The following is a 23,197-nucleotide window of genomic DNA, read 5'->3' as shown; positions in this document are numbered from 1 at the left end:
ATGATAAAAACAATTCAAATGCCGTCGAAGAAAGAAACCCTGACCGTTATTGTCATCATGGCTCTTTTTCTTCTGCTGACAGCTGCTTGTATCGGACTCCGTTCCGAACATCTGCTGATGGCGGCACTCTATCTGGTTTTATTTTTTGCCGGACTACCTACCCGGAAGCTGGCAGTGGCCTTACTGCCTTTCGCCATTTTCGGGATCTCGTATGACTGGATGCGTATCTGCCCCAATTACGAAGTAAATCCGATTGATGTGGCCGGACTTTATAATCTCGAAAAGTCGTTGTTCGGAGTGATGGATAATGGTGTGCTGGTTACTCCTTGTGAGTACTTTGCCGTGCATCATTGGGCGGTGGCAGATGTCTTCGCCGGCATCTTCTATCTTTGCTGGGTCCCTGTGCCTATCCTGTTCGGACTCTGTCTGTACTTTAAGAAAGAGAGAAAAACTTATCTTCGCTTTGCATTAGTCTTTTTGTTTGTCAACTTAATCGGCTTTGCCGGCTATTATATCCATCCGGCTGCTCCCCCCTGGTATGCTATCAACTACGGTTTCGAACCGATACTGAATACTCCGGGTAACGTGGCGGGTCTCGGTCGCTTCGACGAGATTTTTGGCGTGACTATCTTCGACTCCATTTATGGAAGAAACGCAAATGTCTTTGCTGCCGTTCCTTCCCTTCATGCGGCATATATGGTTGTGGCATTGGTGTATGCCATTATCGGCAAATGCAGATGGTATGTGATTGCCCTTTTCTCTGTTATCATGGCAGGCATCTGGGGAACAGCGATCTACTCTTGTCATCACTATATTATAGATGTACTCCTTGGAATCTCCTGTGCACTGCTCGGCTGGCTGTTCTTTGAGTACGGACTGATGAAGATTCGCGGATTCAGAAACTTCTTTGACCGATATTATCAGTATATTAAATAGTGAAGAACAAATACCGCAATATATTCCTGGCTTTTGGCATTGTCGCCGTCCTGATCATGATATTCACTTTCGATATGGATTATCAGGAACTTTGGGCAAATTTGAAAAGGGCAGGAGTATATTTGCCTTTGGTATTATTGCTGTGGCTGTTCGTTTATCTGATTAATACTACATCGTGGTACATCATTATACGTAGCGGAGGGAAGCCGGGGTTTTCATTTGCCCGGCTTTATAAGTTTACCGTTACGGGTTTTGCCCTGAATTACGTAACTCCCGTCGGACTGATGGGCGGTGAGCCGTATCGCATCATGGAACTGAAACCGTATATAGGAGTGGAGAGAGCCACTTCTTCGGTGATTCTCTACGTGATGATGCACATCTTTTCTCATTTCTGCTTTTGGCTGAGTTCTGTCTTGCTATACCTTTGCCTTTATCCGGTAGGGTGGGTGATGGGAACCATTTTGGGTACGATCACCGTCTTCTGCCTGCTGGTAGCTATGTTGTTTGTAAAAGGCTATCAGCATGGGATGGCAGTTGCTTTCGTTCGTCTGGGCAGTCATCTTCCTTTTCTGAAAAAGAAAGTAATCCGTTTTGCCGACTCCCATCGGGAACAGTTGGAGAACATAGATAAACAGATAGCCTTGCTTCATCAACAGAAGAAGGGAGCTTTTTATGCGGCTTTATTCTTGGAATATACGGCACGTGTGGTCAGTTGTCTGGAAATCTGGCTGATCCTCAATGTGCTGACAAGGAGTGTCAGTTTTGCAGATTGCTGCCTGATTGCTGCCTTCTCTTCTTTACTAGCCAATCTTTTGTTCTTCTTGCCTATGCAGTTGGGTGGCCGTGAGGGAGGATTTGCCCTTGCGGTAGGCGGGCTTTCCCTTTCCGGAGCTTATGGAGTCTATGCGGCATTGATCACTCGCGTGCGTGAGATGGTCTGGATTGTGATAGGGCTTGCTTTGATGAAGGTTGGAAATAAAAAGTAGCCTTATTTTACTATAATTTCCCAGTATCCGTTTTTATTTGATCCAACTCGCTGAATCATACCTTTTTGCTTTAATGATGTGATCAGACGTTCGCTATGCCTTAGGCTGATACCTAGAAGTCCGGCGATTTCTTTGGCGGTAATTTGATTGTTTTTTCTCAAAAGTTCCAGAACTTTTTGTTCGTTTATACCGACATTTATACCGACATCCTTTGTCGCTTTCATTGTTACTATAGGATCGCCTTGCCGTTTCTTTAGTGTTTCGTATATTTCTTGTAGCATGAAGTCAATGAAGATACCACTATTTACAGCATCAGTACTTCGGTTTATTGCATTATAATAGGCTTGTTGATTGATTTCCTTCAGAGGAGATATCCTGATGATCTATTTTATAAAGGTAGAAACTCCAACTGCTTCGACTTAGTTTGGTCGGGCAATTGGAGTTTTCTTGTTTATAGGCTATTCAATTAAAACTTTTCTTGATTTCTGCCTCATGCTTTCCAGTTATTTTCCGCATCGAAGCAAGGGCACGCTTTCACCCATTCTTCCGGTTCTATCTCTCCGTTCTCATTCCGGTCGGGACTAAGGTCACGGTGACCGCATACGCGGCATTCCGGATAATCTTTCAGTAAAGTAAGAACCAGTACCCGCAGTGAATGTTTCTGCCATTCGGTCCGGGTATCTTTGGGGCGACCTTTGCTGTCGAGCCCGCCTTCATAGCAGATACCGATACTTTCTCTGTTGAAACCTTTGGCGTGGGCACCGACCTTTTCTATCGGTCGGGTAGACTTTATATCCCCGTTTTTGCGGATATAAAAATGATAACCCGCTCCGTTGAATCCGCGTCGGCGATGGCAGACGTCCAGGTCATATTCCGTGAAATCCTTGTCTTCGCGTGTGGCGGAGCAGTGAATTACGATTAAGTTGATCGTTCTCATAATCTGTCCGGCATTAAGCTTCAGAGATGGATGCCTCGCTTTGTGTACGCTGTAGGCACTCTTTGTTTACGCACTGTAATGTGGCAGCTTGTGCCAGTTGTTCTCTCAACGAAAAGATTTCGGTGTGCATTTCTTTCACTCTCGCGCTCAGGTCGAAATAATCTTTCAGTACCTTTTCCAGCTGTTCCATCAGGAAGGTATACTGGTCTTTCACCAGTTCGCTGAATTCTTTGACGTCTTGCGCCATCGCTTTACGCTTTTTACGATTACCCAGGAAAGGGAGGATAGTCATAATAATCTCGATAATTTTATCTAGCATTTTTTTTAATGGATAATTGATAATTGATAATGGGGGGAGTTGTACATTAAGGTTAGTTCGATATAGTATCTCTCATTCTGAGCGAAGCGACGAACCTGAGACTGACTAAAAGTCGGTAGTATCTTACTTCTCCTCCTTCGGGAAGGAGGAGTCCCCGTAGGGGGAGGTGGTAGGTGAATGCATAACTCTGTTATTTACAATAGAATAGGAATAAACCTTGTTTTACCTACCACCCCGGCTTTCAGCCACCCCTCCTTCCCAAAGGGAGGGGAATTGAGATACTATTGACTTCTTAGTCAGTTTCAATTGGGAGGGCTGCTCCAGTGTTTTGTACTGCTCTTTCCCAAAAAAGTCCTGTTAAACTGTCGGGTCCGGAGCTTCTTCATCGCCTCCGCTGTTTCCTCCGCCTCCGCTATTTCCTCCGCCTCCGGTGTTTCCTCCGCCGGCATTTCCGCCTTCCGTGTCACCTTTGCTTGCTAGTACGAATTCCACGTTGTTTTCGCTTCGTGTGCTGGTGTGACTTGCGTTCACCAGATGCAGTGCTTTATCCGCTACAAACCGGACATTCACCTTGCGGATGCTTCGGACCGTGCAATCTTTTTCCTTCTCTGTCCCCTCGCTGCACAGTGTGATGTGAAACGTACCCAGACCGTCGATCTTCACTTTGTCACCTTGGGTGAGTGACAGGCGGAGTTGCTCTACAAAAGCTTCGATGGCATGTTTTACATCTCCTGCTGTGAGTGAAGAGTTGGCTTCGATGGCATCTGCCAGTTTTTCGACGTCCATCACTCTTACTGTACCCGATTTCTGACGTACGTAATACAGCATCGGGGAATTCTCCTGACTTACGTACTTTCTTCGCTGATAGCGTTCTACTGAAACATTCATAAATTTAAAAAGTTAAGGTTTAAGTAATAATTATTTTGTTTCTCTATGACATTACAAATATACGAAATATAAGAGGCGAAGTCAAGCATTATGCCATTTATTTCATTGTAAATATGAAATAAAATCGGAAAATATTAGAAATAATATTATGTAATATAATATTGTTTTGATTCTGTTTTTATTTTGCTTGTTTCAGTAATACTTCCAATGGTGGTGTATAGTCCGTAATTTTCGTTAGAGAAGGATTGTGGCTGAAGTATGCGTTCCCTGTCTCTCCATTGCGTTGTTTGGCTACGATGACTACCCCCAGTCCTTCGGTCGGATAACCGCTTTCCCGGTCGGTAGTGAGCCGTGCCAGTGCAGGGCGGTAGAGCAGCATTACTACATCCGCGTCTTGCTCAATGGCGCCGCTTTCGCGTAGATGGAACAGTTCCGGCCGACCACCGGGACGGCCTTCCGATTCGCGGTTTAGCTGGCAAAGCAATACGACGGGAACGTTCAGTTCCTTGGCGAGCAATTTAGCCTTGCGGGTGGCTTGTGCCACTTCCTGTTCACGGTTGCGGTTCTTCTGTCCGGTGTTCATGTCGCAAAGTTGCAGGTAGTCGATGATGATCAGATCGCATGCACTCTTGCTTTTAAGGAGCCGTGCGCTGGAACGTACATGGTCCATACTGATCGATGTGCTGTCGTCTACGTGTATCGGTAGCCGTGCCAGTTCTGCGGCGGTGGTGTGCGCTTCCGCTACTTCGTGCGGGTTAGGGATGCCTGTGCGCCAGCGGTAAGGGTTGATGTCGCTGGCGGACAACAGCCAGCGGTCGGCAAGTCGTTCTCCTTGCATCTCAAGGCTGTAGACGGCGACGGCATGTTTCTGCATGGCAGCCTGCCGCGCCAGATGGAGGGCGAAGGCGGTCTTTCCGACCGAGGGGCGTGCGGCGATGGCAATGAGTTCTCCGTTTTGCAGTCCGGACGTCATGCGGTTCAGGTCCGTCAGGCCGGTGGGGATGCCGGTAATTCCGTTTACGCTTTTGGCGATACGCTGTTCGGCTTCTTCCATTGTGTCGGTCATCAGTGCGTCCATGTCGCGCATGTGGTCGTTGTGGCCGAATTCACCTTCCAGGCGGTCGAGCAGGTTGTGCGCATCTATCAGCGTATCGGCTATGTCCATTGTTTCGTCCAGGGAGCAGGCGAGGAGTTTGTTGAGTCCTAGTATCATTTCCCGCCGCAGGTATTTCTCGTGTACGATCTGCATGTGATATTCGATGTGTGCCGAGGTGGCTACTATGCTGCTCAGTCGCGTGATACCGAATGCTCCGCCGGCTTCTTCGAGCTTGCCCCGGTGGGCAAGCTCTTCTTTTACGGTGAGGATGTCGATCTTCATTCCTGCCTGGTACATGGCCAGCAGGGCGGCGTAGATCACTTGGTGACGCATGCTGTAGAACATTTCCGGACGCAGCGTGTCGGCTACGAGCGGCATGGCTTCCTGTTCTATCAGGCAGGCGCCCAGTATGGCTTCTTCTATCTCCGGAGCCTGCGGAGAAACTCTGTTGTCAGTATTCATATTCATTCAGAAAGGCTTTATTGGATAAATAACTGCAGGCATGTAACGTGAATTTCATGTTTGTCTGATGATAATAATATTCTTCGATATGGTCGATGGCGAGCTGCTGTTCTTTTTCGCTCAGCTTTTTCCAGATACGCTGCGCCTTGGCGATGTTCTCTTTGGGGAGCTGCAGGATGTTGTGGTAGTCGTCCCAGAAGAGGCGGAACTTTTCGTTGCTGGCTTTTTGTGTGTTTTCTTTTTTCTCGTTGAGGAGTGCCGAGATGTTTGTCCAGTTTTCGTAGTTGACCACTCGGATATGCAGGGCGGTGGTGTCGTTGTGAGGGATGATTTCGATGATCCCGTTTGTTTTCAGTTGTTGTATGAAGCGGTAGGTTCTGCTCGTTGGCCAGTGGAAAATGGCGCTCCAGCTGCGGTAGCTGTGCAGGCTTTCACCTCTTTTGCACACGATGGTGCGTCTTTGGTGGTCGGTGAGCTTTGTTTCCGAGTAGTTGACTTTTACAAGAAGTTTCAGGAAAGCCTCTATTTCTCCTTCATGTGGGCTGCAGTCTATAAGTTGCTCTTTCAGCAGAGCTTTGGGGATAATGATGTAGCCATATCCGATGGCTTGACAATCCATTTTTTGCATATGATATTCTGTTTTTTAAATTTTGTCCAAAAGTAGGTTGATCGTTGCCGGAATCCTAAACGGATGTGCGTGTTTGGACGTGTTGGGATGTAATATTCCTTGCGGGGACGTAAATAGCTGCTTTTGGCATGTGTTGTTTTTTGTGCGCTACACGTTGGGGGAAGATTGTGAAACAGAGGCTTCGTTTGATGCGAACAGAGCCTCTGTTTATAGTAAACGAAGCCTCTGTTCGGTCATTTTGGAGCCTCTGTTTGAGGGTGGAAAAAGGGCATTTTTGTGGAACGCACAGCGGAACACTCTGGAGAGTGAGGTAATCTTCTGACATCTAGTGAATTATGTCTGTTGAGAAAAATCTTTTGAAACGCAGGGCGGAACCATAATAAGGGATAACTAATAAATTATATATTTAAAAATATATAGTTCGATTTTCGCTTTTTGGGCGTTCAAACTCGTTTGTTGTCCGATTCGTTTGCGTGGTTTTCCGACAGTGAAATGATGGGTGGTCCCCAGTGCGCCCAGATGATTTGCTGCATCTTCGGACTTAGCAAAGTCGTGTGTTCGGTGTAACTTGCTGCGGTGAGCTCTGCTTTGAGCTGCAAGTTGGCATCTATTGTGTCGCGCATTCTTTTTCGGGCTGCATTGCAGTCCGGATGTCCTTGGAAGTATTCCGTAGCTAATTGGGTAAAATGTTTAAATCCCTTAATGATGTAATCATTGGATACTTCTTTTTCAACTTTTATCATATTCTTGTATTTAGTTTTTATAAGCCACTGTTTGTGGTTTATTTTCCGCAAAGTTATGAAAAATAAATTGATTGAATAGTATAAAATTATTTAGTTTTATTTTTCGTTTTTACATCTGTAAATTTATATGTATGTACCTACTTCCTTAAATTTGTAATTAGGTATATTTGTTAATTATAATAACCATTTATTTGTGGCGAAAACTTTATGAAAAAAACATAGCGGTTTCTTTTTTTGTTGTTTTACTCTCAGACGCATGGGGAAATTTGTTGGTCGGATCATTCTGCCGATGAATGAGTATATGTCTGAAGGGTATTTTGGAGAGATGCTAAAATACCCTTATATTTATCGCATAATTTATTTAATAGTGATTAAAATGTTAAAAGTAGTAGCATTTATGAAGCAAGTAGCCAAGGGACTACAGATGGAGGGAAACTTTGGTACTGCGCACGTCTACCGTAGCAGTCTCAATGCCATCATTGCTTATCGTGGGAAAGGGGATTTTACATTTCATGAGGTAACCCCTGAGTGGTTAAAGGGCTTCGAGATTCACCTTCGTGGCCGGGGATGCAGTTGGAATACTGTATCTACTTATTTACGCACATTTCGTGCGGTCTATAATCGTGCGGTAGATTGTCGTGGGGCTGTTTATGTACCGCATCTGTTTCGTTCTGTATATACTGGCACGCGTGCGGACCGTAAGCGTGCATTGGATACTGAAGACATGCAGAAAGTATTCACCAAATTGCCGCAGTCGTCCGTCGTGACATCTGACATGCGTCGTACGCAGGAACTGTTCGTTTTGATGTTTCTGCTCCGTGGTCTGCCTTTTGTCGATCTTGCCTATTTACGTAAAAGTGATTTGCACGACAATGTGATCACTTACCGCAGGCGGAAGACCGGGCGTCCTTTGTCAGTGACTTTAACTCCGGAAGCGATGGCCATATTAAAGAGGTATATGAACCGTGACAGTTCTTCTCCTTATCTATTTCCGTTATTAAATAGCCGGGAAGGGACAAAGGAGGCTTATCACGAATACCAGTTGGCTCTCCGCAACTTTAATAGACAGCTGATGTTGCTAGGTGAAATGTTAGGACTGGGGGATAAACTTAGTTCATATACAGCGCGTCACACTTGGGCAACGACAGCTTACTATTGCGAAATTCATCCGGGCGTTATTTCTGAAGCTATGGGACACTCTTCGATCACAGTGACCGAGACATATCTCAAGCCCTTTCGGAATAAGAAAATAGATGAAGCCAATAAAAAGGTGGTGGATTTTATAAAGCGCTCAATGTCTTTTGCAATTTATTGATTTTTAACCTGTTACTCTGTAGGTAACGGAGCTAAATAGCGTTGCAAAGATGGAGATATTTTGGAAAACATGCAAACAAAAATGATATTTTTTCTGATAAACAACTAAAAAAAGACAAATAACACAATAAAACAGCGGATTTCTTAGCATTAGACTTTGTAGCCTTTAATTTTAGATAATAGATTTCCCTCCCCTCTGCCGCCTCTCAGAAGCAGGGGTAAAGATGTTTCAGCATTCAATAAATGATTTTTCAGTATTAACTACCCTCCTGGGGCAGGTACAAAGGTTTTCCCGTTACCTACAGAGTAACGGGAAAACCTAATATAGTCTGTATGCTTCAAAGTATATTGTGTAAGGTAATTGAAAGTGGAAAACAAATTAAGAAAAGGAGGTTTGCACAAGAAATGAAAGGAATAAAACATGAGATGTAGTAAGGGAATTCATAATCCAAAACGAGAAACAATATTTTTATTATTTTTTTAATTTATAAATTAAAAGTTTTTTTATCATGAACAAAAAGTATTTAAGTGTCGTCCTGTTTGGAGCGCTATTAGCGGCTTCAGCGGGTACATTTACTTCTTGTAAAGACTACGATGATGACATCAAGGGGTTGCAAGAACAAATTGACAAAAGCGGAAGCACTATTACTGATCTTCAGACTCAGCTGACTACTTTGAAAGCTGCTGCTGAAGCTGCTCAGGCTACTGCTGATGCTGCTAAAGCTGCTGCTGTAGAAGCTAAAACAGCTGCTGATGCTGCAAAAGCTGCCGGTGATCAGGCCAAAGCTGATGCTGCTGATGCCTTGGCTAAAGCGAAAGCTGCCGAAGCTGCTGCTGCTACAGCAAAAACTGAAGCTATCGCAGAGGCTACAAAATTAGTGGAAGCTTTGAGAAACTCAATGCAGGAAGCTATCGACAAGAAACTTGATGTTACTGCATTCGAAGAAGCGTCAAAACTTCTTGGTGCTCGTATCGATGGTATCGAAGCTGGTCTGAGTACATTGGAAAATGGTGCTGTGAAAGAAAATACAGAGGCTATCAAAACTGCTATGGACCTTATCGAAACATTGCAGACAGCAGACGCAAACTTTGCTACAACATTGAAAGAACTCGATGAGTATGTTAAGATAACGCTGGAGGCTAAAATTGATGCTAATGCAGAGGATATTAAAGCAGCACAGGATGATATCAAAGCTGCACAGGATGATTTGGCTGCTTTGTGGAAGGAAATTGATGGTAAAGGCGGTCTGAAAGATTTGATCGGTGCAAATAAAACCGCTATCAGTGATCTGGAAACAAAGATAACAGATGAATTGGATGCTATTAAGAAGAATGTAAAAGACATTCAGGCTTCTATTAAAGAAATCAATACTAAGATTGGAAATATCAATACGAACCTGACTGGTCTGCATACATTGGTAACTTGCCGTCTGTCAAGCATCTCGCTTGCTCCCGACTTGTTCGTTGACGGTATTGAAGCTGTAAGATTCACTTCCTTGCAATATTCTCCAATGGATGTGAAAGATGAAAATGCCAGCATCCCAGCAAAGAGCTATCAATTCTCTACAGCTGCTTTGGCGACTGCTAGCTATCATTTCAATCCGGCAAGCTTTAAGTTGGCAAATGCTGACTATAGCTATATCGACCGCACTGCAGAAGTTGTTGAAACAACTCGTGCAATTGCTGCAAGTAAGTTGGTTGAGATTGTTGGCGAACCGGTTGCTAACCCCGCAACAGGAACTGTTGACTTCCAACTTCTTCGTCTTAATTCTCACACTACTCAGCCGGAACTTGACAGAACGAATCTGATCGCTTTGCAAGCTACTCTGAAAGGTGATGCAATTGATCAAGATGAGAAAAATGCCGTCATTACTTCTCCGTATGTAGCTGTATATGATAATATTTTGGCTGCTGAAGATGTTCGTATCGCTGATAAGGAAACTTTGTTTGAAGGTGGTAATGCTGCTCATTATGCAACTACATTCGATGCTTGTACGAAAGAAGAACCTCGCTACGAGACTCCTTATGATCAAGTATTCGACTTGAAAAAACTGGTTGCAACTTGTCTCAATAATGAAAATGTATCTACTGGTCATGATGAATTCCCGATTGAAGCCTATAAACTGTCATACAGATTTGCTGTAGCTACTACGGATTTTAATCTTGAAGAAGGTAAAACTGAAACTAATCAGCAGAAATGGGTTAAGTGTAATGATGTTGAGAAAGGTTTGTTCCAGGCAGAAGGTTTCAATCCGGAAGCATTTGGTCGTACTCCGATCTTGAAAGTTGAATTGGTAGACGAAAATGGCAACGTGGTACGTCGCGGATTTGTGAAAATTAAATTCACTGCAGAAAAACAACCTGATTTCACGGTAGGTAATCCGGCTGAAGAATTGGTATTCAAATGTGCTGATACAGAAGCAACATATACTATTACAGAAGAATATATCCGTGAGAATGTTTATCGTAAGATAACTGATGGTACTAATATTGGTATGAGTCATGAGACATTCTGGAATACATACGATGTTTCTACTGCTGTTGCATCTGTTAAGAAGAATGGCAAACTGGTAACTGGTGTTGATTTCCCGAAAATTGTAGCTGGTGCTACTTCAGTAGGTACAGCAACTAAGAAGGTTGTCTGGTCATTCAAACACGGTCAGCTTGGTGCTATTAGTGCTACTGGTTCTGAATTTGTTGCTACTATCACTGTTCAGAATAAACTGCAATCTTCTAAATATCCTGATGCAATCACATTCAAGTTTGCTGTAAATGTGAAATTGCCGAAAGCTAGCTTAGATGCAGTGAAGAACGAACTGTATTGGCAGACTATTGATGGTGATATGAAGTTCTTTAAGGTGAATGCTGTAGTACCTAATACTCCGGAAGATCCTGCAGACGGATGCCAGATCCATCAAGAACTGAATCTTGCTTACGATAAATATAACGTAAAAGGACTTCCAAATTGTGTAACAGACCGTTATGTTGTAACTAAGACTTATTCTAACGGAGTTGCTACAAGCAAAGTCTTAGCAGGTGTTAAGATCAGTGGAAAAACGATCTCATTGGATAAGAATGATGCTGATGTTAAGCTTGCTTTGAATAGCGCAGGCGGTCTGCAAGCTTCTGTTGCACATATCTATACATTGGAAAGCGGTGATCAGATTACTGTCAATGAATTTATGGTTAATTTCATCCGTCCTGTAAGCTTGAATATGCCTAGTGGAGTTACTCTGACAGACGCTATAACAGGTGGTGATGTTGCTAACTTCCAGTGGAATGGCTTGTTGATGGATTGGAGCGGTAATGCTATTGTATCTCCGAGTGTAGTAGAAACTGAAGATATTTCTTCATACTGGAAACAAGTTTGTACAACAGAATATGAATGGGTTCCAGAACATAGCTATGTGAAAACTCCGGCTAGTCTGAATGTTACTTATGGAAAAGTTGACTTCGTTACTGCATCAGATCTTACTATGTATAGTGGAACATCTAAGGTTAATTATTGGAAACCGGGAACTTCTACCGAGGATGTGATAGAAAAAACCTATTCTGTAGGTGCAATGTTGACTCAGGCTGAAGCGATGGCTATGCTGGAAGTACAAGAACGTGAGGGAACTCCTGAAGGATATGTAAACTTCGGTTCAACTTATAATTTTACGGAAATTCCTGTGATAAAGGGTTCTCATGTAGAATATACCTATGTAGCAAATATTGATTATGTTCCGGCTGAAATAGTCGTTGTTCCTGGTGACTACGTTGCTAAAAAGCATGAACATACACCTATGCCTACATTTGATGGAGAATCTTATGGTCAGAAATCAGGATGTTGGGAATGGACTAAGACTACATTCGGTAGCTCAGTTATTAATCTCGGACAATACTGGTTCTATTATGGAGAATTCAGCGATGTGAAACTTGATATTACTAAAGTTACTACAGACTTGAAATACAATGGTGGTAAGCTGCCTGCTAAGACTACTTTAGAACAAGTTGGTAATACCGTTAAGTATGTAAATGTGGATTCACCGATTGAATACGCTTACAAGATCTTTATTCCTGCTACTGTAAACTACGGTTGGGGAACACTTTCTTCCACATTGACTATTACAGTTAATCCGAAGAACTAAAAGATCAAAATGTTGTCTATCAATTTTTAGACACATATTATTTCAGGAAGGGTGCTCTGCTCTAGTCAGAGCACCCTTTTCATATAACAAAGCATATATTGGGTGATAAGATTTGCCTGATATATAGTTGTGACATATCGTATGAGATTTCTGTAACAAGACATTAAATACATAACATTATGAAAATAAGAAATTTATTAGTAGCCATACTTGCAATGAGTGGTACAGTAGTATTTGCTCAGGAGCAACGACAAATCAAGGAAGAAGGTAAAACCGTATTCAAACCTCATTGGTTTATCCAGGCACAAGTAGGAGCCGCACATACCGTAGGCGAAGCCAAGTTTACCGATCTGATGTCTCCTGCCGCCGCCATCAATATAGGATATAAGTTTGCCCCTGCATTCGGAGCACGTATCGGTGGTAGTGGATGGCAGGCAAAGGGTGGATGGGTAACTCCGGAACAAACCTACCAGTACAAATATCTTCAGGGAAACATTGATATTATGGCTGATCTCAGCACTTTGTTCTGTGGCTTCAACCCGAAACGTGTTTTCAATGGCTACCTTTTTGGTGGTGTAGGGCTCAATCGTGGTTTCGATAACGATGAAGCGAATGCACTCGACACCCGCACCTATGAACTGGAATATCTCTGGCAAGAAGGCAAGTTTCTTGTCGCCGGACGTTTTGGCTTGGGTTGTGACCTTCGCCTGAATGACCGCTTGGCCATCAATATCGAAGCTAACGCCAACGCTTTATCCGACAAGTTCAACTCAAAGAAAGCCGGTAACTGTGACTGGCAGCTGAACGCACTCGTTGGCTTGACCATTAAACTGGGAAAAAGCTATACCAAAACAGCTCCCGTATATTACGAACCGGAACCTGCAGTCGTAGAACAGCCTAAACCGGAACCTGTTGTTGCAAAAGAGCCAGAACCGAAACCTGTAGTAGTTGTTGAGCCGATGAAACAGAATATATTCTTTGCGTTAAACTCTGCACTTCTGCAAAATGATCAGTTGGCAAAGATTGATGCTATGATTAAATATATGGAGAAAAACCCAACCAGTAAAGTTGCTGTAACCGGATATGCCGACAAAGAAACCGGTAACCCGAAAATTAATATGACTTTGTCGGAAAAACGTGCCAAAAATGTTGTAGAAGCCTTGAAAGCTAAAGGAATAGCAGCAGATAGAATTATTACTAGTTATAAAGGAGATACGGTACAGCCTTATCAGAAACCGGAAGAAAATCGTGTTTGTATCTGTATAGCAGAATGATGTCTACATTAAGAAGATCCTTTTCTTAAAAAAGATATTCCCTATTCTCATGCGGAGTGTTTGTTCCCCACATTTTTTTTCGTACTTGTACGAGAACCTCCGTGTGAGAGCATTAGGAAATATATGCTTGCGAAAGTCTGTATTTCCGCAATAGACCCCTTTCTTCACTTAAATGTGAAGAAATTGTATCGGGGAGAGTAGCAGCGTAAGACCGTACTTGTGAAAGTGCATCTTATTCTGTCCCCTTAAGAGGATGCCCGCCCTTTTTCCCTAGTGGCATCCTCTTTTTTTGTTTTTACTATACAATTTTGTTTCCGATAAAGGAAGAGGGGGGATATCAAACTTACATTAAATAAGAAAGATGAAGATCAAAGCAAACTTAAAGTTAACCTTTGATCTTCATCTTACAATATGGGATATTTACCGAGCACTCCTCTACAGGTAGACGGTAACAACTATAATGCTTCTATTTTCTCTATGCTCAATCCGGTAGCTTTGGAGATGATTTCCAGTGAAACTCCCATCTTTTTCAGGTTTCGGGCAGTTTCTTCTTTGCCTTCTGCACGTCCCTTCTGTTCTGCAAATTCCAGCGTCACGAGATTATCCCGGTACACTTTGATGCTTTCATCATACTTCATCCGCTCCTCTTTTGAAAGCGAAGCGATATCTACGATCTTCTCTAATTTCTCAAAAACCGATTTACGGGCTTTGAATGGCAATCTTTTCAACGTTTCCATATTCTTCAGTACATAAATCCATCGTTCAAAGTCAGTTTCACACTCTTGCTCCTCCTTCGAAAAAGCAGGCAACTCGATAAAAATAAAACGAAGCTTGTCGGAAAATTGTTCGTGCGTGTCACGATCTGTAAGCACAATATCCGTACGAAGCTTATGCGGCAAATTGTCCAACCGGAAGTTCATAAAGAACACACCATATACGGCTTTCAGGTCAAACTTCCATTCGGCTCCTTTCTCACCCTGCCGGGCAACAGTCTTTGAAAGGTAATACAAGGCACGTTCACGAAAGTGTACATGCTGCTTGTTTTGCATCTCTACAATGAATTGCTCTCCATTTTCGGCAGTGCAATATATATCATAGATCACCCCTCGGTCGCCCATATACTCGGGCAGTATTTCCTTATCGAGAAAGGTTATGTCTATTATATGTTTTTCATCTACCAGCAGGTCGTTCAGGAAATCAATTAACAAGTCTTTGGTCATTTCCTGCCCGAAGATTTTTTTAAATCCTACATCGGTAAATGGATTAATAAATTTCGTCATTATTTCTGTTTATTAGTTGTTTGCGACTCCACAAAGATAATGAATCTTCTGTCTGCTTGTTACGATAATGATGATTTTATCTGTCTGCAATTATATTTTGTGGGGAATCCTACTGAAACATACCAGCTTTCTTTTTTGTTAGTTTCATATGCCGGTCATTGATTCACATACCGTCCGGACAACTCTAAAATGAATGAATATATGTGTATCGGATAGCTTTGGTTACGAAAATACCCTTATATTTATCGCGTAATTTATTTAATAGTGATTAAAATGTTAAAAGTAGTAGCATTTATGAAGCAAGTAGCCAAGGGACTACAGATGGAGGGAAACTTTGGTACTGCGCACGTCTACCGTAGCAGTCTCAATGCCATCATTGCTTATCGTGGGAAAGGGGATTTTACATTTCATGAGGTAACCCCTGAGTGGTTAAAGGGCTTCGAGATTCACCTTCGTGGCCGGGGATGCAGTTGGAATACTGTATCTACTTATTTACGCACATTTCGTGCGGTCTATAATCGTGCGGTAGATTGTCGTGGGGCTGTTTATGTACCGCATCTGTTTCGTTCTGTATATACCGGCACGCGTGCGGACCGTAAGCGGGCGTTGTGTGATGAGGATATGCAGAAGGTTTTTGCCAAATTACCTTCGTCTCCTGCCGTGACTCCTGCTATGCGTCGTACACAGGAACTGTTTGTCCTGATGTTTCTTCTCCGTGGTCTGCCTTTTGTCGATCTTGCTTATTTGCGTAAAAGTGATTTGCACGACAATGTGATCACTTATCGCAGGCGGAAGACCGGTCGTCCCCTGTCAGTAACGTTGACTCGGGAAGCGATGGTCTTATTAAAGAGGTATATGAACCGTGACAGTTCTTCTCCTTATCTGTTCTCTCTTTTGGAGAGCCGTGAAGGGACGAAGGAGGCGTATCGTGAATACCAGTTGGCATTGCGCAGCTTCAATCAGCAACTGTTGTTGCTGGGGCAATTATTAGGGCTGGGCGACAGGCTGAGCTCATACACGGCACGCCATACGTGGGCAACAACAGCTTATTATTGCGAAATTCATCCGGGTATTATTTCCGAAGCAATGGGGCATTCGTCCATTACGGTAACGGAGACGTATTTGAAACCTTTTAGAAATAAGAAAATTGATGAAGCCAATCAACTGGTAACGGATTTTGTGAAACGGATAGTTACTGGATTAATAGCTTGATTATTAGTGCTGTTACTTTGTAGGTAACGGAGCTGAATAGCGTTGCAAAGATGGATATATTTTGGAAAACATGCAAACAAAAATGATATTTTTTCTGATAAACAACTAAAAAAAGACAAATAACACGATAAAACAGCGGATTTCTTAGCATTAAACTTTTGTAGCTTTTAATTTTAGATAATAGATTTCCCTCCCCTCTGCCGCCTCTTAGAAGCAGGGGTAAAGATGTTTCAGCATTCAACAAATGATTTTTCAGTATTATCTACCCTCTCAGGGCAGGTACAAAGGTTTTCCCGTTACCTACAAAGTAACGGGTAAAAAGTATTGGGAGTAAGTTTCTTGTTCATCCCCCTGTGGAGTATGAACACAAGTAAAACAAAAAAGAAAAGGAGGTTATACTGAAAATGAATGGGGACAACACATGAGAGTTTTAAATCAACAATGCGAGACTATATTTTTATTATTTAATTTATAAATTAAAAGTTTTTTTATTATGAACAAAAAGTTTTTAAGTGTAGTCGTGTTTGGGGCGCTGTTGGCGTCTTCTGCAGGTACATTTACGTCTTGTAAAGACTATGACGACGACATCGATGCAGTAAACGGCAGAATCGATGAACTCGCAAAAAGTCTTTCAGATTTGCAGGCCAAAGTTGGGTCTTTTGTAAAGTCTGTTACTTATGATCCGGCTACGGGAAAATTGACTGTGGTAGATGGAGAGAACAACAGTGTGTCTTATACTATCGGACAGAATTTGCCGACTTATTCAATTAGTGTGGATAAGGAAGGTAAAATTTCGCTGTTGAAAGACGGTGAAGTTGTTTCGTCCGGTACTATTACATTCCCGGATGCTCCTACAACTCCAACCATTCCTGATGCTTTTGATCCTTCTAAATTGACAGTGGATCCTACGACAGGCAAAGTAATGTATGATGGTAAGGAAACTGGTGTAACTATACCTGGTGACGGAGTTCTTAGTATTGAAGATAAGAAAAACGCTGAGGGCGTTGTTATCGGCTATACGATTAAGTACAAAGATCAGGCTGTTACATTTGCTTTGAATGACGTATTGACTCTGAAAGGTCTTGTTTTCAAATCTGATTTGTTTGTAGACGGTATCGAAGCTATCGAATATCCTTATTTGGATTATACATATAAGGCAGGAAGCACTGCAGCTACTACTCAATGGGAAGATGAGCAAGCAGAGAAAGTTCTGTGTAAAGTAATTACTGATTCGAAAGAATGGAACTATACAGGTGGTACCGGAGCTCAATATAATCCGATTGAATATATTAATTATCACTTGAATCCGTCTAGTGCAAAAGTAAGTAAGGAAGATTTGTCTTTTGTATCCAGAGATGTTGAAGTGATTTCTTCTCGTGCTTCAGTGGCTCTTCCTGAAGTCGCTGACATGAAACCTGCTGATGAAGGTATCCTTCCGGTAGGACTCAGAGCAATAGGAAAAGACATCAAACAAGGAGGCGAAGGTTCTATCTTGGCTTTGCAGGCAATTGTTAAAGCAAAAAGTGATGCTCAGGCAGATACAACTGTAACATCTGATTACGCATTGCTTTATGCTTCTAAGGTTACTCCTCAGGCTATTGCATTTAATGATGCTACTTTAGCTGCTGAAGATTGCCGGGAATCTGCTAATCCGGACGAGTTGTTCAAGACTGTAGAAGGTGCTATCACACATGCTCCTACTTTGACAGTTGCTTATAATAGCTTTATTGATTTGAAGAATCTGTTGACAATTCACTATAATCGTGAAGGTCAGCCTGAAGCAACAAAAAATGATGGTACTCATAAAGTTTGGGCTTATGGAGATGAAGCTAAGTATGGTTTGAAGTATGACTTCGCGTTCATTCAATATACATCAGGTCAAAATGTAACTTCTGACAGTAAATATGCAGATGCAAACACTATTAAAGAAGGTGTACTTACTCCGCGTATTGTAAACTCTGCCGGTGAGACTCTTAACGAGCAAGGTGTATCTTCTGTAGGAAAACGCCCGTTGGTTAGAGTACGTGTGACAGATGCGGATGGCCGCGTTGTCTTGGCTGGATTCATTAAAATTGAAATTGCAAAACAGGTTGATGATATCGTTACAAGTGTATTCGACAAAGGCACTCACAACTTTGGATGTGATGAGGCTGATGCTATCTTGACATGGTCTGAGATTTCTTATCAATTGCTTGAAAAAGCAGCTGTTCAGTCTAAGGATGAATTCGATGCTTTATATGAATTCGATGTAGATGATAGTGGTGTAGCCAAACAGTTTGCTAAATCAGCCGATGGTAAGTCATTCGTTCCGGCTGCGATTGCACAGGTTATTGGAACAGTGAAAGAAAAGGTGGATGAAACTGGTACAACAAATACAGTTCTTCACTGGACTTTGACTACTGCAGAACAGTCTGGTATTTATGAAATGGCAGGTCATACAGCTACTATTTATGTAAGATATGTCAGCAAGCTGAATACTACATCTCATGCTCCTATCTACATGCCTTTGCAGATAGCTGTCGCTAAACCTCAGGGAACTGTTGTTACTAAGTTGACTAACTACTGGTACAGTGACGGTGACGTTGCTAAGGATGGTCAGAATACTCGTCTGAATGTTCCTTATCCGCAAGATAACGGCAATACATTGAATTATGTAGTTGACTTGAACCAGGTATGGGAAAAGGGTATGCCTACATTTACTCCTCCTGCAAACTTTGCTTCTTATACTGATGTAATATTTGCAAATCAAAACGGCGCTGCCGGAGGTTATAAGTATTACTTCGACGCTGATCAGAATGTATTGACTGTTGATGGAACTAAGTATACATTGTCAGTAGATAATGCTACAGCACCTTGTATTACAGGCGGTTCATATAAAGCTACAGCTCAGAACATGATCGATCATGCTTTGAAAGTAGATGCAGGTGTATTCACTAATACGAAGTTGTATGCTAATGGAACTGTTATTGCAACAATCGATCAGAACACCGGTAAGATTACTTATGAAAACAATGATACTTCTAAGAAGTTGTTGAATGCATATAGCCATAGTGCTGCTAAGCATTTTGCTAAGATCGGTATTTGTGCATACAGTCCTTGCAACATTGCAATGTCTTTGACGAACAATACATACAATGCATACTTCCTCCGTCCTATCGACGCAGTAGGTACAGATGGTGGAGAATTCGTTGATGCTCATGCTAATGGTTCTACTCTGGATATCGCTAAGTTGTTCAACTTCCAGGATTGGCGTAATGTTAAGTTCGTAGATGGAACTGACTATTCAAACAGCTGGTTGTATGCATTCTACGGATTGAATAAGGTAGAAGTGAAAATAGCAGATGCTACAACTACCTTAAGTGGTGGTAAGCTAGGAGAGACTTTATTGTCAAGCAAAACAGAGAAAATCGTATTGACTCAGACAGATAAAGATGGTAATAAAGTTACTTCTGCTACTTTAAATCTTTCTTCTTATAATACTGAAGCAAGTGGTACTCAAGCTACATATGATGCAATTGTTGCAGCTATGGGTAAGATCAAGTATGTAAACAACGGTAACAACGTTCAGACATTTGAACTGCGCATCCCGGTTGAGTTCACCTATACTTGGGGTACTGTGAAGACTACAGTAGATTGTACAGTTAAGAGTACAATGGGTAACTAATAGTAAAGGTTTCATTACTAAACACTGATAAGGAGGGTGCGCCGATCATTGGTGCACCCTCCTTCACAATAAGAATTGAAGGCGGAATGAAAAAGAAAGATCTGTTATATATATGTGTGTTGGTTGCCGTTTCTTGTTTCTTGTTCTCATGCGGAGAAAAAAAGAAGCAGCTCACTCCCAAAGAAGAATTCTTAATGGGGTTGACAGCTGAAGATACGGTGCAAGTACTTACCATATCACGCAGTTGCATGGATACATTGAAAGCCGGAAATATAGATGAAGCGCTGAAGATGCTTTTTATCTTGCGCGATGGAAAAGCGATACCTCTTCCCGCTGAGAAGGAACAACAACTGAGGAAAAAATTCAAGTATTTTCCTGTTGTAGATTATAAATTGGATTATTATTCTTTTTCAAGTACGGATAATAACGATGTGAAGTTTCAGATAGAGTTTTTCAAGCACACTAGTTCGGATGATCATACGCCAAATACAATTGGATTTATGTTTAATCCGGTGAAAATAGACGGAGTTTGGTATCTTGCCGTTAAAGAGGCTACCAAGGAAGCTACTGATAAGTAGTAGATGAATGGTGACGAGTACTGTTGTCATTGGTTTTTAGACTTTTAAACAGGTTTTGATTATGAATATAAAAAAAATATTAGTTGCTGTATATGCGTTGAGTACTACAATAGCATTTGCGCAGGAGCAACGTATCAAAGAAGAAAGTAAAACGATATTTAAACCTCATTGGTTTATTCAAGCACAAATAGGAGCTGCACATACTGTAGGTGAAGGAGAATTTACTGATCTTATTTCTCCGGCAGCTGCTCTTAATGTCGGTTACAAGTTTGCTCCCGCATTCGGCGCACGTGTCGGTGTAAGTGGCTGGCAGGCAAAGGGGGGATGGGTCAATCCACGTCAGAACTATCAGTATAAATACCTGCAAGGGAATGTAGACATCATGGCGGATCTCAGTACTTTGTTCTGTGGCTTCCATCCGAAGCGTGTGTTCAACGGCTATCTTTTTGGTGGAGTAGGACTGAACCGTGGTTTTGACAATGACGAAGCAAATGCGCTCGATACCCGTACTTATGAGATGGAATATCTCTGGCAGGAAGGTAAGTTCCTCGTTGCCGGACGTTTCGGCCTTGGTTGCGACTTTCGCCTAAACGACCGCCTGTCTATCAATATCGAAGCGAATGCCAACGCCTTGTCTGATAAGTTCAACTCCAAGAAGGCCGGTAACTGTGACTGGCAACTGAATGCCCTTGTCGGTGTAAGTATCAGACTGGGTAAAAGCTACACTAAAACCGCCCCGGTCTATTACGAACCGGAACCGGTAGTGACGGAACAACCCAAACCGGCTCCTGTAGTAGAACAACCGCAACCCAAAAAGGAAGTGGTGATTGAACCGTTGAAGCAGAATATCTTCTTTGCCTTAAACTCTGCAAAGATTCAGGACGATCAGCAAGCCAAGATTAGTTCTTTAGTAGAATATCTGGAGAAACATTCTGCCGCCAAGGTAAGTGTGACAGGATATGCTGATAAGGAAACCGGTAACCCGAATATCAATATGACTTTGTCGGAAAAACGTGCAAAGAATGTGATTGAGATGTTGAAAGCTAAAGGAGTGGTAGCTGATAGAATTGTTATTGGTTATAAGGGAGATACGGTGCAGCCTTATCAGAAACCTGAAGAAAACCGTGTATGTATCTGTATAGCGGAATAATATTTGTGATTATAACTCTCTTTTCTTAAAAAAGATATTCCCTATTCTCATGTGAGGTGTTTTTTCCCACATTTTTCGTATTCGTACGAGAATCCTCACATGAGATGAATAGGAAGTGCGGGCTTGTGAAAGTCTGTGTTTCCACAATAGACCCCTTTCTTCACTTGAATGTGAAGAAATTGTATCAGGGGGTAACAGTATAAGATTATACTTGTGAAAGTGTACCTTATTCTGCCCCAAGGAGGATGCCTGCCCTTTTTTCCCTGGAGGCATCCTCTTTTGTTTTTTTGTATCTGAAGGTACGTGTATCAAAAGTTAAAAGTAACTAAACTCTCCTCCTTCAGGAAGGAGGAGTACCCGTAGGGGGAGGTGGTAGGTGAATATATAAGCTATTGATCTTCAGCTGTGAAGTACACCTACCACCCCGGCTTTCAGCCACCCCTCCTTCCTGAAGGAGGGAAATTTAGTTACTTTTGACACACCTTCTTTTTGTTATTATACAGATCGAACATTGATTAACATACTGTCCATACAGCTCTAAAATCAATGAATATATGTGTATTGGGTGGCTTCGGTTACGAAAATACTCTTATATTTATCGCGTAATTTATTTAATAGTGATTAAAATGTTAAAAGTAGTAGCATTTATGAAGCAAGTAGCCAAGGGACTACAGATGGGGGGAAACTTTGGTACTGCGCACGTTTATCGTAGCAGTCTCAATGCCATCATTGCTTATCGTGGGAAAGGGGATTTTACGTTCAATGAAGTAACCCCAGAGTGGATAAAAGGCTTCGAGATTCACCTTCGTGGCCGGGGATGTAGCTGGAACACTGTTTCCACCTATTTACGCACATTTCGTGCGGTCTATAATCGTGCGGTAGATTGTCGTGGGGCTGTTTATGTACCGCATTTGTTTCGTTCTGTATATACCGGCACCCGTGCGGACCGTAAGCGTGCATTGGATACCGAAGACATACAGAAAGTATTCACCAAATTGCCGCAGTCGTCCGCTGTGACATCTGACATGCGTCGTACGCAGGAATTGTTCGTTTTGATGTTTCTGCTTCGTGGTCTGCCTTTTGTCGATCTTGCTTATTTGCGTAAAAGTGATTTGCACGACAATGTGATTACTTACCGCAGGCGGAAGACCGGGCGCCCTTTGTCAGTGACTTTGACTCCGGAAGCGATGGCTATATTAAAGAGGTATATGAATCGTGATACGTCATCTCCTTATTTATTTCCGTTATTAAATAGTCGGGAAGGGACGAAGGAGGCTTATCATGAATACCAGTTGGCACTCCGCAATTTCAATAGACAACTGATGTTGCTAGGTGAAATGTTAGGACTGGGGGATAAACTTAGTTCGTATACTGCCCGCCATACATGGGCAACGACAGCTTACTATTGTGAAATTCACCCGGGCGTTATTTCTGAAGCTATGGGACACTCTTCGATCACAGTGACCGAGACGTATCTCAAACCTTTTCGGAATAAGAAAATAGATGAAGCCAATAAAAAGGTGGTGGATTTTATAAAGCGCTCAATTCCAATAGCAATGTGTTGAATTTAAGCCTGTTACTTCATAGGTAACGGAGCTAA

At 42.3% G+C, this 23,197-nt stretch carries 18 protein-coding genes; 10 read left to right on the top strand and 8 right to left on the bottom strand.

All coding sequences use genetic code 11. The features are described from left to right. Together BT_RS07695 and BT_RS07690 are read left to right on the top strand one after the other, a co-directional pair. Nucleotides 1-936 (top strand): phosphatase PAP2 family protein, encoded by a 936-nt coding sequence (locus tag BT_RS07695; protein WP_055221127.1) that lies wholly within the window; start codon nucleotides 1-3, stop codon nucleotides 934-936. Then, nucleotides 936-1,922, top strand: coding sequence for a lysylphosphatidylglycerol synthase transmembrane domain-containing protein (locus BT_RS07690; RefSeq protein ID WP_048692929.1), 987 nt, complete (start codon nucleotides 936-938; stop codon nucleotides 1,920-1,922). Before BT_RS07695 ends, BT_RS07690 begins: the two co-directional genes overlap by 1 nt. Before the next feature lie 2 nt (nucleotides 1,923-1,924). On the opposite strand, the gene BT_RS07685 is transcribed toward BT_RS07690, so the two are convergent. The 7 genes from BT_RS07685 to BT_RS07655 all read right to left on the bottom strand — a co-directional run bounded on the left by BT_RS07685 (nucleotide 1,925) and on the right by BT_RS07655 (nucleotide 6,995). Further along, nucleotides 1,925-2,203 carry a winged helix-turn-helix transcriptional regulator gene (locus BT_RS07685; protein WP_011107838.1) on the bottom strand — a complete coding sequence of 93 codons (279 nt, stop codon included), beginning with the start codon at nucleotides 2,201-2,203 and terminating at the stop codon, nucleotides 1,925-1,927. Between the two features lie 209 nt (nucleotides 2,204-2,412). Then, complete coding sequence (locus tag BT_RS07680; protein ID WP_011107837.1) at nucleotides 2,413-2,859, bottom strand: N-acetylmuramoyl-L-alanine amidase; 447 nt, start codon at nucleotides 2,857-2,859, stop codon at nucleotides 2,413-2,415. A gap of 13 nt (nucleotides 2,860-2,872) precedes the next feature. After that, a complete protein-coding gene (locus tag BT_RS07675; protein ID WP_011107836.1) occupies nucleotides 2,873-3,178 on the bottom strand; it encodes a hypothetical protein in 306 nt (101 codons plus the stop codon). Nucleotides 3,179-3,535: 357 nt separating this feature from the next. Further along, nucleotides 3,536-4,066: an HU family DNA-binding protein gene (locus BT_RS07670; protein WP_011107835.1), complete on the bottom strand. Its 531-nt coding sequence runs from the start codon at nucleotides 4,064-4,066 to the stop codon at nucleotides 3,536-3,538. Nucleotides 4,067-4,244: 178 nt separating this feature from the next. Then, nucleotides 4,245-5,624: a replicative DNA helicase gene (dnaB, locus tag BT_RS07665; RefSeq protein ID WP_055229347.1), complete on the bottom strand. Its 1,380-nt coding sequence runs from the start codon at nucleotides 5,622-5,624 to the stop codon at nucleotides 4,245-4,247. Continuing rightward, complete coding sequence (locus tag BT_RS07660; protein ID WP_011107833.1) at nucleotides 5,614-6,252, bottom strand: hypothetical protein; 639 nt, start codon at nucleotides 6,250-6,252, stop codon at nucleotides 5,614-5,616. The genes dnaB and BT_RS07660 overlap by 11 nt, the downstream gene beginning before the upstream one ends. A gap of 443 nt (nucleotides 6,253-6,695) precedes the next feature. After that, nucleotides 6,696-6,995, bottom strand: coding sequence for a DUF4248 domain-containing protein (locus BT_RS07655; RefSeq protein ID WP_011107832.1), 300 nt, complete (start codon nucleotides 6,993-6,995; stop codon nucleotides 6,696-6,698). Nucleotides 6,996-7,371: 376 nt separating this feature from the next. Between BT_RS07655 and BT_RS07650 the strand changes: the two genes are divergently transcribed. From BT_RS07650 to BT_RS07640, 3 genes are all read left to right on the top strand, one after another. After that, the gene (locus BT_RS07650) at nucleotides 7,372-8,310 is read left to right on the top strand and encodes a tyrosine-type recombinase/integrase (protein WP_162303167.1); all 939 of its coding nucleotides are present in this window, start codon (nucleotides 7,372-7,374) and stop codon (nucleotides 8,308-8,310) included. Nucleotides 8,311-8,818: 508 nt separating this feature from the next. Beyond that, nucleotides 8,819-12,439, top strand: a complete 3,621-nt coding sequence (locus tag BT_RS07645) for a surface protein (protein ID WP_011107830.1) — start codon at nucleotides 8,819-8,821, stop codon at nucleotides 12,437-12,439. Nucleotides 12,440-12,618: 179 nt separating this feature from the next. Next, nucleotides 12,619-13,713: an OmpA family protein gene (locus BT_RS07640; RefSeq protein ID WP_008764794.1), complete on the top strand. Its 1,095-nt coding sequence runs from the start codon at nucleotides 12,619-12,621 to the stop codon at nucleotides 13,711-13,713. Nucleotides 13,714-14,168: 455 nt separating this feature from the next. Here BT_RS07640 and BT_RS07635 read toward each other — a convergent pair whose 3' ends face one another. Then, nucleotides 14,169-14,993, bottom strand: coding sequence for an Rpn family recombination-promoting nuclease/putative transposase (locus tag BT_RS07635; protein ID WP_008764795.1), 825 nt, complete (start codon nucleotides 14,991-14,993; stop codon nucleotides 14,169-14,171). Between the two features lie 273 nt (nucleotides 14,994-15,266). Between BT_RS07635 and BT_RS07630 the strand changes: the two genes are divergently transcribed. The 5 genes from BT_RS07630 to BT_RS07610 all read left to right on the top strand — a co-directional run bounded on the left by BT_RS07630 (nucleotide 15,267) and on the right by BT_RS07610 (nucleotide 23,162). Beyond that, on the top strand, nucleotides 15,267-16,205 hold the full coding sequence (locus tag BT_RS07630) for a tyrosine-type recombinase/integrase (protein WP_032840676.1): 939 nt from the start codon (nucleotides 15,267-15,269) through the stop codon (nucleotides 16,203-16,205). Between the two features lie 493 nt (nucleotides 16,206-16,698). After that, on the top strand, nucleotides 16,699-19,869 hold the full coding sequence (locus BT_RS07625; protein WP_011107827.1) for a hypothetical protein: 3,171 nt from the start codon (nucleotides 16,699-16,701) through the stop codon (nucleotides 19,867-19,869). Nucleotides 19,870-19,955: 86 nt separating this feature from the next. Further along, the gene (locus BT_RS07620) at nucleotides 19,956-20,447 is read left to right on the top strand and encodes a hypothetical protein (protein ID WP_008764799.1); all 492 of its coding nucleotides are present in this window, start codon (nucleotides 19,956-19,958) and stop codon (nucleotides 20,445-20,447) included. A gap of 61 nt (nucleotides 20,448-20,508) precedes the next feature. Continuing rightward, nucleotides 20,509-21,597: an OmpA family protein gene (locus BT_RS07615; RefSeq protein WP_008764800.1), complete on the top strand. Its 1,089-nt coding sequence runs from the start codon at nucleotides 20,509-20,511 to the stop codon at nucleotides 21,595-21,597. A 626-nt stretch (nucleotides 21,598-22,223) separates the two neighbouring features. Beyond that, nucleotides 22,224-23,162: a tyrosine-type recombinase/integrase gene (locus BT_RS07610; protein ID WP_050547408.1), complete on the top strand. Its 939-nt coding sequence runs from the start codon at nucleotides 22,224-22,226 to the stop codon at nucleotides 23,160-23,162. The last annotated feature ends 35 nt before the right edge of the window (nucleotides 23,163-23,197 follow it).

This window comes from Bacteroides thetaiotaomicron VPI-5482 (assembly GCF_000011065.1).
GTDB lineage: Bacteria > Bacteroidota > Bacteroidia > Bacteroidales > Bacteroidaceae > Bacteroides > Bacteroides thetaiotaomicron.
Note: the sequence above shows the minus strand (reverse complement) of the source record. Positions and strands in the feature narration are given on the sequence as shown.

Bases quoted from the DNA above. Each gene is read 5' to 3' on its own strand.
- BT_RS07695 (WP_055221127.1), top strand. From the start codon at position 1: ATGATAAAAACAATTCAAATGCCGTCGAAGAAAGAAACCCTGACCGTT.
- BT_RS07685 (WP_011107838.1), bottom strand. From the start codon at position 2,203: ATGCTACAAGAAATATACGAAACACTAAAGAAACGGCAAGGCGATCCT.
- BT_RS07680 (WP_011107837.1), bottom strand. From the start codon at position 2,859: ATGAGAACGATCAACTTAATCGTAATTCACTGCTCCGCCACACGCGAA.
- BT_RS07675 (WP_011107836.1), bottom strand. From the start codon at position 3,178: ATGCTAGATAAAATTATCGAGATTATTATGACTATCCTCCCTTTCCTG.
- BT_RS07670 (WP_011107835.1), bottom strand. From the start codon at position 4,066: ATGAATGTTTCAGTAGAACGCTATCAGCGAAGAAAGTACGTAAGTCAG.
- dnaB (WP_055229347.1), bottom strand. From the start codon at position 5,624: ATGAATACTGACAACAGAGTTTCTCCGCAGGCTCCGGAGATAGAAGAA.
- BT_RS07660 (WP_011107833.1), bottom strand. From the start codon at position 6,252: ATGCAAAAAATGGATTGTCAAGCCATCGGATATGGCTACATCATTATC.
- BT_RS07655 (WP_011107832.1), bottom strand. From the start codon at position 6,995: ATGATAAAAGTTGAAAAAGAAGTATCCAATGATTACATCATTAAGGGA.
- BT_RS07650 (WP_162303167.1), top strand. From the start codon at position 7,372: ATGTTAAAAGTAGTAGCATTTATGAAGCAAGTAGCCAAGGGACTACAG.
- BT_RS07645 (WP_011107830.1), top strand. From the start codon at position 8,819: ATGAACAAAAAGTATTTAAGTGTCGTCCTGTTTGGAGCGCTATTAGCG.
- BT_RS07640 (WP_008764794.1), top strand. From the start codon at position 12,619: ATGAAAATAAGAAATTTATTAGTAGCCATACTTGCAATGAGTGGTACA.
- BT_RS07635 (WP_008764795.1), bottom strand. From the start codon at position 14,993: ATGACGAAATTTATTAATCCATTTACCGATGTAGGATTTAAAAAAATC.
- BT_RS07630 (WP_032840676.1), top strand. From the start codon at position 15,267: ATGTTAAAAGTAGTAGCATTTATGAAGCAAGTAGCCAAGGGACTACAG.
- BT_RS07625 (WP_011107827.1), top strand. From the start codon at position 16,699: ATGAACAAAAAGTTTTTAAGTGTAGTCGTGTTTGGGGCGCTGTTGGCG.
- BT_RS07620 (WP_008764799.1), top strand. From the start codon at position 19,956: ATGAAAAAGAAAGATCTGTTATATATATGTGTGTTGGTTGCCGTTTCT.
- BT_RS07615 (WP_008764800.1), top strand. From the start codon at position 20,509: ATGAATATAAAAAAAATATTAGTTGCTGTATATGCGTTGAGTACTACA.
- BT_RS07610 (WP_050547408.1), top strand. From the start codon at position 22,224: ATGTTAAAAGTAGTAGCATTTATGAAGCAAGTAGCCAAGGGACTACAG.